The organism is Burkholderia sp. ZZQ-2, from assembly GCF_050768715.1.
GTDB classification, from domain to species: Bacteria; Pseudomonadota; Gammaproteobacteria; order Burkholderiales; family Burkholderiaceae; genus Burkholderia; species Burkholderia cepacia.
In genome coordinates, this window is sequence record NZ_LDVA01000219.1 from 1 (window position 1) to 9,571 (window position 9,571).

Annotated in this window: 8 protein-coding genes; 2 read left to right on the forward strand and 6 right to left on the reverse strand. The window is 66.8% G+C overall.

What is annotated here, in order from left to right:
• Window positions 1-228 precede the first annotated feature (228 nt).
• Both ABY44_RS14895 and ABY44_RS14900 read left to right on the forward strand, forming a co-directional pair.
• Window positions 229-1,776, forward strand: a complete 1,548-nt coding sequence (locus ABY44_RS14895; RefSeq protein WP_027789055.1) for a S41 family peptidase — start codon at window positions 229-231, stop codon at window positions 1,774-1,776.
• Between the two features lie 106 nt (window positions 1,777-1,882).
• Window positions 1,883-2,635 carry a HesA/MoeB/ThiF family protein gene (locus tag ABY44_RS14900; RefSeq protein WP_060084165.1) on the forward strand — a complete coding sequence of 251 codons (753 nt, stop codon included), beginning with the start codon at window positions 1,883-1,885 and terminating at the stop codon, window positions 2,633-2,635.
• A gap of 72 nt (window positions 2,636-2,707) precedes the next feature.
• Here ABY44_RS14900 and ptsP read toward each other — a convergent pair whose 3' ends face one another.
• The 6 genes from ptsP to ABY44_RS14930 form a co-directional block, all read right to left on the reverse strand.
• On the reverse strand, window positions 2,708-4,480 hold the full coding sequence (gene ptsP / locus ABY44_RS14905; RefSeq protein WP_059688699.1) for a phosphoenolpyruvate--protein phosphotransferase: 1,773 nt from the start codon (window positions 4,478-4,480) through the stop codon (window positions 2,708-2,710).
• Between the two features lie 210 nt (window positions 4,481-4,690).
• Window positions 4,691-4,960 carry an HPr family phosphocarrier protein gene (locus ABY44_RS14910; RefSeq protein WP_006477716.1) on the reverse strand — a complete coding sequence of 90 codons (270 nt, stop codon included), beginning with the start codon at window positions 4,958-4,960 and terminating at the stop codon, window positions 4,691-4,693.
• 73 nt (window positions 4,961-5,033) lie between these two features.
• Window positions 5,034-5,504, reverse strand: coding sequence for a PTS sugar transporter subunit IIA (locus tag ABY44_RS14915; protein ID WP_027789052.1), 471 nt, complete (start codon window positions 5,502-5,504; stop codon window positions 5,034-5,036).
• A 230-nt stretch (window positions 5,505-5,734) separates the two neighbouring features.
• The gene (gshB, locus tag ABY44_RS14920; RefSeq protein WP_027789051.1) at window positions 5,735-6,691 is read right to left on the reverse strand and encodes a glutathione synthase; all 957 of its coding nucleotides are present in this window, start codon (window positions 6,689-6,691) and stop codon (window positions 5,735-5,737) included.
• Window positions 6,692-6,717: 26 nt separating this feature from the next.
• Window positions 6,718-8,007, reverse strand: a complete 1,290-nt coding sequence (gshA, locus tag ABY44_RS14925) for a glutamate--cysteine ligase (RefSeq protein WP_011353295.1) — start codon at window positions 8,005-8,007, stop codon at window positions 6,718-6,720.
• A gap of 243 nt (window positions 8,008-8,250) precedes the next feature.
• Window positions 8,251-9,571: ammonium transporter (locus ABY44_RS14930; RefSeq protein ID WP_431641368.1), on the reverse strand; the 1,321-nt coding region annotated here is incomplete at its 5' end.

The window sequence follows — 9,571 nt, forward strand, 5'->3', positions numbered from 1 at the left end:
CCGCCCCTTGCCGGCGCACCGCGCGAACCTTCGCGCCCCCGGCGCTGTCGAATCCGCTTTCGAACCCGCGGCGCGCCCGGCGGTGCCCGGCCGGGCCGCCTTCCGGGCCCGCCGCGACGCCCGCTGCGACGCAATTCGCGCCGTTCCACTGAGTCTTCGGACGAACAGTTATACTTGTCCGCTACATCCCCGCTACCGCCACGCGCTTCCCGACCGCACCAGATCTCTATGCGAATGAAATTGAAGAACATCGGCCTGATTGCCGCGGGCCTCGCCACGGGCGTGTTCGCCACGCTGCAGGTTTCCGCATCGGCCGAGCAGACCGCCACGGCGCCGCTTCCCCTCGACCAGCTCCGCCTGTTCGCGGAAGTCTTCGGACAGATCAAGCGCGAGTACGTCGAACCGGTCGACGACAAGAAGCTGCTGACGGCCGCGATCAAGGGCATGGTGTCGAGCCTCGACCCGCACTCGTCGTTCCTCGACAAGACCGACTATGACGAGCTGCAGGAGCAGACGAAGGGCCGCTTCGCGGGTCTCGGCATCGAGATCTCGCAGGAAGACGGCCTCGTCAAGGTGATCTCGCCGATCGAAGATACGCCCGCGTTCCGCGCCGGCATCCGTCCGGGCGACCTGATCACGCGCATCAACGACAAGCCGGTGCGCGGCATGACGCTCGACAAGGCCGTGAAGCAGATGCGCGGCGAGCCGGGCACCAAGGTCACGCTGACGATCTTCCGCAAGAGCGACGACCGCACGTTCCCGGTCACCGTCACGCGCGCGATCATCAAGGTCCAGAGCGTGAAGATGAAGATCCTCGATCCGGGCTATGCGTATGTCCGCATCACGAGCTTCCAGGAGCGCACGACGCCCGATCTCGCACAGAAGCTGCAGGACATCGCACGCCAGCAGCCGAACCTGAAGGGCCTCGTCCTCGACCTGCGCAACAACGGCGGCGGCCTGCTGCAGAGCGCGGTCGGCGTGGCCGGCGCGTTCCTGCCGCCCGACTCCGTCGTCGTGTCGACCAACGGCCAGATCCCCGATTCGAAGCAGGTCTACCGCGATACGTACGACAACTATCGCCTGCCGTCCTTCGACGGCGATCCGCTGAAGAACCTGCCGCCGGTCTTCAAGACGGTGCCGATGATCGTGCTGACGAACGCCTATTCGGCGTCCGCGTCGGAAATCGTCGCCGGCGCGCTGCAGGATTCGAAGCGCGCGCAGATCATGGGCAAGACGACGTTCGGCAAGGGTTCGGTGCAGACGGTCCGCCCGATGACGGCCGACACCGCGCTGCGCCTGACCACCGCGTACTACTACACGCCGAGCGGCCGTTCGATCCAGAACAAGGGCATCACGCCGGACGTGCCGGTCGATCAGTACGCGGACGGCGATCCGGACGACGTGCTCGTGACGCGCGAGGTCGACTACACGAACCACCTCGCGAACACGCAGGATCCGAACGAGAAGAAGGAACAGGAAGAGCGCGAGCAGCGCCGGATGGATCAACTGCGCGTCCTCGAAGAGCAGAACGACAAGAAGACGCCGGAACAGCGCCAGAAGGATCGCGATCGCAAGCCGATCGAGTTCGGCAGCGCCGACGACTTCATGATGCAGCAGGCGCTCAACAAGCTCGAAGGCAAGCCGGTGCAGGAATCGAAGTCGCTGCTCGCCGAAAGCACGAAAGGCACGGCCGGCAAGGCCGCCACGGCCCCGAAGGCATCGGGCGCAAGCGCGAAGCCGGCTTCCGCACCGAAGCCCGCGTCGGCGCCGAAGTAAGCGCCGGCCGGCATCCGACGGGCCATCGCGGGAAGACCGCGATGGCCCGTTTTTCATGCGCGCCTAAAATAACGACACGTCCGCCGCTTCGCCCACGACTCCCCCCATGAACGACGATCAACTCCTTCGCTACTCCCGCCACATCCTCGTCGACGAAATCGGCATCGAGGCGCAGCAGCGCTTTCTCGATGCGCATGCGATCGTCGTCGGCGCGGGCGGCCTCGGCTCGCCCGCCGCAATGTACCTCGCGGCATCGGGCGTCGGCACGATCACGCTCGTCGACGCCGATACGGTCGATCTCACGAACCTGCAGCGGCAGATCCTGCACGTGACGGCCTCGGTCGGCCGCAGCAAGGTCGAATCGGGGCGCGACACGCTCGCGCAACTGAACCCCGAGGTGAAGGTGGACGCGGTCGCCGCGCGCGTCGACGACGCATGGCTCGACGCGCACGTGCCGAGCGCGACCGTCGTGCTCGACTGCACCGACAACTTCGCGACGCGGCACGCGATCAACCGCGCGTGCGTCGCGCATGGCGTGCCGCTCGTGTCGGGCGCCGCGCTGCGCTTCGACGGCCAGATCAGCACGTTCGATTTCCGCGACCCGGCCGCGCCCTGCTATGCGTGCGTGTTTCCGGAAGACCAGCCGTTCGAGGAAGTCGCGTGCGCGACGATGGGCGTGTTCGCGCCGACGGTCGGGATCATCGGCGCGATGCAGGCCGCCGAGGCGCTGCGCGTGATCGGCGACATCGGCAGGACGCTCAACGGGCGGCTGATGATGCTCGATTCGCTGCGGATGGAATGGACGACGATGAAAATCGCGCGCCAGGCCGACTGCCCCGTGTGCGGAGGCCGGCACTGACGCGCGACGGGCATGCGCCAGGCGGCGCATGCGTGGTGACACTTCGCTACTTTTTGAGCGGCAACGTGGCGCCTATGCGGCCGCATCCGCGCGCGGCTCGGCGACCGACAGGCGCTGCAGCGCCGCCTGCACTTCCTCCGGCTCGAACGCGGCGAGCACGTCGGCCGTCGGCTTTTCGAGCGCCTTCAGGTGTGCGCGCAGGATCTCCTGCTTCACGACGAGCAACTGGCTCGGGTGCATCGAGAACTCGGTGAGCCCCATCCCGAGCAGCAGGCGCGTAAGCGCCGGGTCGCCCGCCATCTCCCCGCACACCGACACGGATACCCCCGCGCGCTTCGCTTCACGCAACGTATAGGCGATCAGGTGCAGCACGGCCGGGTGCAGCGGGTCGTACAGGTGCGCGACCGCGTTGTCGGCACGGTCGATCGCGAGCGTGTACTGGATCAGGTCGTTCGTGCCGATCGACAGGAAATCGAACCGCTTCAGGAACAGCGGCAGCGCGATCGCCGCGGCCGGGATTTCGATCATCGCGCCGATGCGCACGTTCGGATCGTACGCGAGCCCCGCGTCGTCGAGCTGGCGCTTTGCCTCGCGAATCAGGTCGAGCGTCTGGTCGATCTCCTGCGCGTGCGCGAGCATCGGAATCAGGATCTTCACCTGGCCGAACGCGGACGCACGCAGGATTGCGCGCAACTGCGTGAGGAACATCTGCGGCTCGGACAGGCTCCAGCGGATCGCGCGCAGGCCGAGCGCGGGGTTCGGCGCCGTCTCGTAGCCTTCGTCGAGCGCCTCGAGCGGCTTGTCCGCGCCGACGTCGATCGTGCGGATCGTCACCGGCATGCCCTTCATCCACTCGACGGCCCGCTTGTAGGCGGCGAACTGCTCCTCCTCTTCCGGCATCTCCTTCTGATGCATGAACAGGAACTCGGAACGGAACAGCCCGACGCCGACCGCGCCGGCCTCGACGGCCGCCTTCGCGTCGTCGGGCAGCTCGATGTTCGCGTACAGATCGATCTTGGTGCCGCACAACGTTTGCGTCGGCGAGAACTTCAGACGCTGCAGCTTGCGTTGCTCCAGCAGCTTCTCGGACTGCCGGTACGAATACTCCTCGAGGACGATCGGCGCCGGATCGACGATCACGATGCCCTGGTCGCCGTCGACGATGATCAGGTCGTCCTGGCGGATCAGCGCGCTCGCGTGCTGCACGCCGACCGCGGCCGGAATGCCGAGGCTGCGCGCGACGATCGCCGTGTGCGACGTGCGCCCGCCGAGGTCGGTGACGAACGCCTGGAACGACTGCGACTTGAACTGCATCATGTCGGCCGGCGCGATGTCGTGCGCGACGACGATCATCTCGTTCGTGCCGTTCGCGGCCGCGCGGTCGAGCGCCTGCGACGCGGACGGTGCGCCGGCGAGCGCCTTCAGCACGCGCTCGACCACCTGCTCGATGTCGGCCTTGCGCTCGCGCAGGTATTCGTCCTCGATGTCGTCGAAGTGACGCGTGAGCAGCTCGAGCTGCTCGGTCAGCGCCCACTCGACGTTGTAGCGGCGCGTGCGGATCAGGTCGATGGTTTCCTGCACGAGCATCTCGTCGCTCAGGATCATCGCGTGGACGTCGATGAATGCACCGACCTCGCTCGGGGTGTCGTCGGTCAGGTCGGCGCGCAGCGCCTCGAGTTCGTGATGCACGACATCGAGCGCCGTGCGGAAGCGCTCGACCTCGGCATCGATCTGGTTTGCGTCGATCAGGTAATGGGCGACGTCGAGCGCCGCCGGCGCGATCAGGTACGCTCGCCCGATCGCGATACCTCGTGAGACGGGAATGCCATGCAGCGTGAAGGACACGCGCACCTCCTCTGTACAAGTAAAGCCGCGGCACACTGCTGCGATGCGCTTATGACCCCGGTTAGCGATTATAAATTCCGCGACTCCCCGCTGACTGCATGCACCGCAGCATTGCGCATTCCGCATCAATGCTTCCGACGAAAAAAATGCCGCGGAATCCGCGGCATTCTGACTGGAAACGGCAACGATCCCGTGCGCGGCGCGCGCGGATCACTGCCCTTCGCCGAACTTGTCCGCGATCAGTTTCAGCAGTGCGTCCATCGCTTCCCGCTCGTCGGGCCCTTCGGTCTCGATCGTCACGGTGCTGCCGATGCCCGCCGCCAGCATCATCACGCCCATGATGCTCTTTGCGTTGATCTTGCGCCCGTTGCGCGTCATCCAGACTTCCGACTGGAAGTTACCGGCCAGTTGCGTAAGCTTGGCCGATGCGCGCGCATGGAGCCCCAATTTATTGACGATGGTGGTTTCTTGTTGAAGCATGATTCTCGGTCGGGTCGGTCGGGACCGCCGGCGGCGCGCGCCGGCGGTGCTGTCTAAAACGGAAAACGGGAAATCAGTGCGACTCGGTGCGCGGTTGCGGTTCCGGCGGAATCGGCGCGCACTGGCCGCAGCCGGTTTCCGTCGGCGGCGGCGGTGTGCCGGCCGACACCTCGTGGACGCCCTTCGCCCCGCCGGACAGCGCCTTGTCGACGAGCTTGTCGAGCGGCACGGTGCGGTAGCAGACGGCCCGCACGAGCATCGGCAGGTTCACGCCCGCCAGCACGCGCACGTTGTCGAGCTTCGCGAGCTGGCCGGCGATGTTCGCCGGCGTCGCGCCGTACATGTCGGTCAGCACGACCACGCCGTTCTCTTCGCGGAGCCGCGCGAGCTCCGCGTGCGCGAACGCCATCACCTGGGCCGGATCGCTGTCCGCCATCACGTCGATACAGCCGATGCGGGCGGGCACGCCGCCATAGATGTGCGCGATGCAGTCCCGCAGCGCGGTGGCGAGCGGGGCGTGCGCGATGATCAGGATCCCGGCCATGTCAGATCGCTCCCGGCCGCCCCTGGCGGGCCGATACCCCGCGGCGGGGCAATGAGCGTAGCGAGTGTGGGAAACGTTTCATGGTCAGCCTTGCAACAGTTTCGGCCCGACCGCCGGGCCTTTGGTGCGCGATCGCGGCACCGGGCAAGCGGGCATTGTAGCAGGCCGGTCGAGCTGCTCCGGCGACGGGGGACCTGCGCGGCCGCCGCCGGGGTTGCGCGGGAGACGGCCTACGCGGCCGCACGCTCCAGCGCGTCGATGAACATCGCGGCGACGTCGAAGCCCGTCTGCTCCATGATCTCGCGGAAGCACGTCGGGCTCGTGACGTTCACCTCGGTCAGCCAGTCGCCGATCGCATCGAGGCCGACCAGCAACAGCCCGCGCGCCGCGAGCACGGGCCCGAGCGTGTCGGCGATCTCGCGATCGCGCGCGGTCAGCGGCTGCGCGACCCCGAGCCCGCCCGCCGCGAGATTGCCGCGCACCTCGCTGCCCTGCGGAATCCGCGCGAGCGAATACGGCACCGGCTCGCCCGCGATCAGCAGGATGCGTTTGTCGCCGGCCTTGATCTCGGGAATGAACTTCTGGATCATCAGCGAGCGCGTGCCGTCATGGCCGAGCATCTCGATGATCGCACCGAGGTTCATGCCGTCGGCCTTCACGCGGAACACGCCCATCCCGCCCATCCCGTCGAGCGGCTTCACGATCACGTCGCCGTGCTCGGCGTGGAAGGCGCGCAGGCGCGCCGCATCGCGCGTGACGAGCGTCGGCGCGACGAATTGCGGAAACTCGCCGATCGCGAGCTTTTCCGAGTGATCGCGAATCGACTGCGGCTTGTTGAATACGCGCGCGCCCGCCCGTTCGGCAAGCTCGAGCATCCACGTGGCCGTTACGTATTCCATGTCGAACGGCGGATCCTTGCGCATCAGCACCGCGCCGAACGACGTCAGCGCACGCGACTCGTGAGCGGCCGCCTCGTACCACGGTTCGCGGTGCAGGTCGGCCGTGTCGCCGACGATCGTCACGCGCTGCACGTCCGCCTCGACACCGCTCCCCGTCCATGCAAGCTGGTGCGGCTGGCACGCGTACACCGCATGCCCGCGCCGCGCGGCCTCGGCCATCATCGCGTAGGTCGAATCCTTGTAGATCTTGAAGCGCTCGAGCGGGTCGGCGATAAAGAGAATGTCCATGAGGTCCTGTACTTGGCGAAGGTCCGTTATACCTGGATGGCTTCGGGGTCGGTCTTTTCCAGTTCGATCGACGACGCGATCAGCGACAGCCGCGCGACGACGCCGTACATGTAGAAACGGTTCGGCGGCGCGGCACCCGGCTTCGCGCCGGCATCCGGCAGCGCGGTGTGCTCGAAGCCGAGCGGCACGTAGTGCATGCCGGGCGCGTTCAGGTTCTGGTCGCGCTCGCGGCCGGCGTGCGTGCGGTAGAAGCCGCCGACCACGTAGCGGTCGATCATGTATACAACGGGCTCCGCCACTTCGTCGCCGACGCGCTCGAACGTATACACGCCTTCCTGCACGATTACGTCGCGCACCGCGAGGCCGGCCTTCGACTCGGCCATCTGCGCGCGCTCGGCCTTCGACATCCGGCCGATCTCGGCCGCGTCGTGCACGGTCATCACGCCGCGCCCCGCCGTGCCCGCGTCGGCTTTCACGACGACGTACGGCTTCTCGCTGATCCCGTATTCGCGGTACTTGCGCGCGATCTTCTTCAGCACGCCGTCGATCGCGTCGGCGAGCGCCTGCTCGCCTTCATGCGCCTGCCAGTCGACGCCTTCCACGTGCGCGAAATACGGATTCACCATCCACGGATCGACGCCGACCATCTTCGCGAACTTCTTCGCGACGTCGTCGTAGCACGAGAAGTGCGTCGACTTGCGGCGCACGGCCCAGCCCGCGTGCAGCGGCGGCAGCAGGTACTGCTCGTGCAGGTTTTCCAGCACGGCCGGGATGCCGGCCGACAGGTCGTTGTTCAGCAGGATCGAGCACGGGTCGAAATTCTTCAGGCCGAGGCGGCGCTGCGAACGCTCGAGCGGTTCGAGCACGATCTTCTGGCCGTCGGCCAGCGTGATCGGCGTCATGTCGGTGATGCTCGGGTCGAGCGAGCCGAAGCGCACGTTCAGGCCGGCCTGGCGCATGATCGTCGCGAGGCGCGCGACGTTTTCGAGGTAGAACGCGTTGCGGGTCGGCAGCTCGGGAATCACGAGCAGGTTCTTCGCGTCCGGGCAGATCTTCTCGATCGCGGCCATCGCGGCCTGCACGGCGAGCGGCAGCACTTCGGACGGCAGGTTGTTGAACGCGCCGGGAAACAGGTTCGCGTCGACGGGCGCCAGCTTGAAGCCGGCATTGCGCAGGTCCACCGAACAATAGAACGGCGGGGTGTGTTCCTGCCATTCGAGCCTGAACCAGCGTTCGATCGCAGGCGTCGCGTCGAGGATCTTCTGCTCGAGTTCGAGCAGCGGACCGTTCAACGCCGTAACGAGGTGGGGAACCATGAATCACTCGCGAGCGGGAGAATGAAGATTGTAGAGCAATTGCCTTGCCCATTTGGGGATTGTTCCCGGCTTCACAAGGATATGCAGGAAGTTTTCGGCTATTGACCCGATAGAGTGAAGGGTTATCCGCTACGTCAGTGCGTGACAGGAGAAAAAAAGCCCGCCGGGTAGGCGGGCCGAAGTCGCTGCGCTCATTCGGGGCGGGCGCCGTCGTCGCGGCGGCCCGCCGTTGATTCGTGTGACTTATTCCACGTGCTCGCCGTGCAGGATCACGTCGAGACCTTCGCGCTCTTCCTCTTCGGTCACGCGCAGGCCCATCGTCAGGTCGATCAGCTTCAGCAGCACGAAGCTCAGCACGCCGCTGTAGACCAGCGTGATCAGCACGCCCTTCGCCTGCAGCAGCAGGCTGCCGTCGGCGCCGCCGATGTCCTTGACCGCGAACACACCCGTCAGCAGCGCGCCGAGAATCCCGCCGATGCCGTGCACGCCGAACGCGTCGAGCGAATCGTCGTAGCCGAGCTTCGACTTGAGCCAGGTCGCCGACCAGAAGCAGACGACGCCGGCGGCGATGCCGATCACCAGTGCACCCGCCACGCCGACGAAACCGGCGGCCGGCGTGATCGCCACGAGACCCGCGACCGCGCCCGACACGATGCCGAGCACCGACGGCTTGCCCTTCGCGATCCACTCGGCAAACATCCAGCCGAGCGCCGCGCAGGCGGTCGCCACTTGCGTGGTCAGCATCGCGAAGCCGGCACGGCCGTCAGCGGCGACCGCGGAGCCCGCGTTGAAGCCGAACCAGCCGACCCACAGCATCGAGCCGCCGATCATCGTCAGCACGAGGTTGTGCGGCGCCATCGATTCGCGGCCGTAGCCGACGCGCTTGCCGAGCACGAGGCACGACACGAGGCCCGCGATACCGGCGTTGATGTGCACCACCGTGCCGCCCGCGAAGTCGAGCACGCCGTCGGCCGACAGCCAGCCGGTCGGCTCCCACACCATGTGCGCGACCGGCACGTAGACGATCAGCGACCAGAGCGTCATGAACACGAGCATCGCCGAGAACTTCATGCGATCGGCGAACGCGCCGCAGATCAGCGCCGGCGTGATGATCGCGAACGTCATCTGGTAGACGAAGTAGACCGATTCCGGAATCGTCGTCGCGAGATGGCTGACGGTCAGCGTCGTCGCCTTGTCGCCCTTGATGTAGTTCATGCCGTGCAGGAATGCGCGCGACAGGCCGCCGATGAAGCCGTTGCCCGGCGTGAACGCGAGGCTGTAGCCGACCACCGTCCACAGCACCGTGATCACCGCGGTGATCGCGAAGCTCTGCATCACGGTCGCGAGCACGTTCTTCTTGCGGACCATGCCCGCGTAGAACAGCGCGAGGCCGGGGATCGTCATGAACAGCACGAGCGCGGTCGACGTCAGCATCCACGCGGTGTCGCCCGCGCTGATCTTCGACGAATCGACCGAGAACGGTGCGGTTGGCGCAGCCGGTGCGGCCGGCGCGGACGCGGCGGCAGCGGCCGATGCGTCGGTGGCGCCCGAAGCCGGTGCGGCG

Excerpts from the sequence above, each read along its gene's own strand:
- ABY44_RS14900 (WP_060084165.1), top strand. The coding sequence starts at position 1,883 with ATGAACGACGATCAACTCCTTCGCTACTCCCGCCACATCCTCGTCGAC.
- gshA (WP_011353295.1), bottom strand. The coding sequence starts at position 8,007 with ATGGTTCCCCACCTCGTTACGGCGTTGAACGGTCCGCTGCTCGAACTC.
- ABY44_RS14915 (WP_027789052.1), bottom strand. The coding sequence starts at position 5,504 with ATGGCCGGGATCCTGATCATCGCGCACGCCCCGCTCGCCACCGCGCTG.
- gshB (WP_027789051.1), bottom strand. The coding sequence starts at position 6,691 with ATGGACATTCTCTTTATCGCCGACCCGCTCGAGCGCTTCAAGATCTAC.
- ABY44_RS14910 (WP_006477716.1), bottom strand. The coding sequence starts at position 4,960 with ATGCTTCAACAAGAAACCACCATCGTCAATAAATTGGGGCTCCATGCG.
- ABY44_RS14895 (WP_027789055.1), top strand. The coding sequence starts at position 229 with ATGCGAATGAAATTGAAGAACATCGGCCTGATTGCCGCGGGCCTCGCC.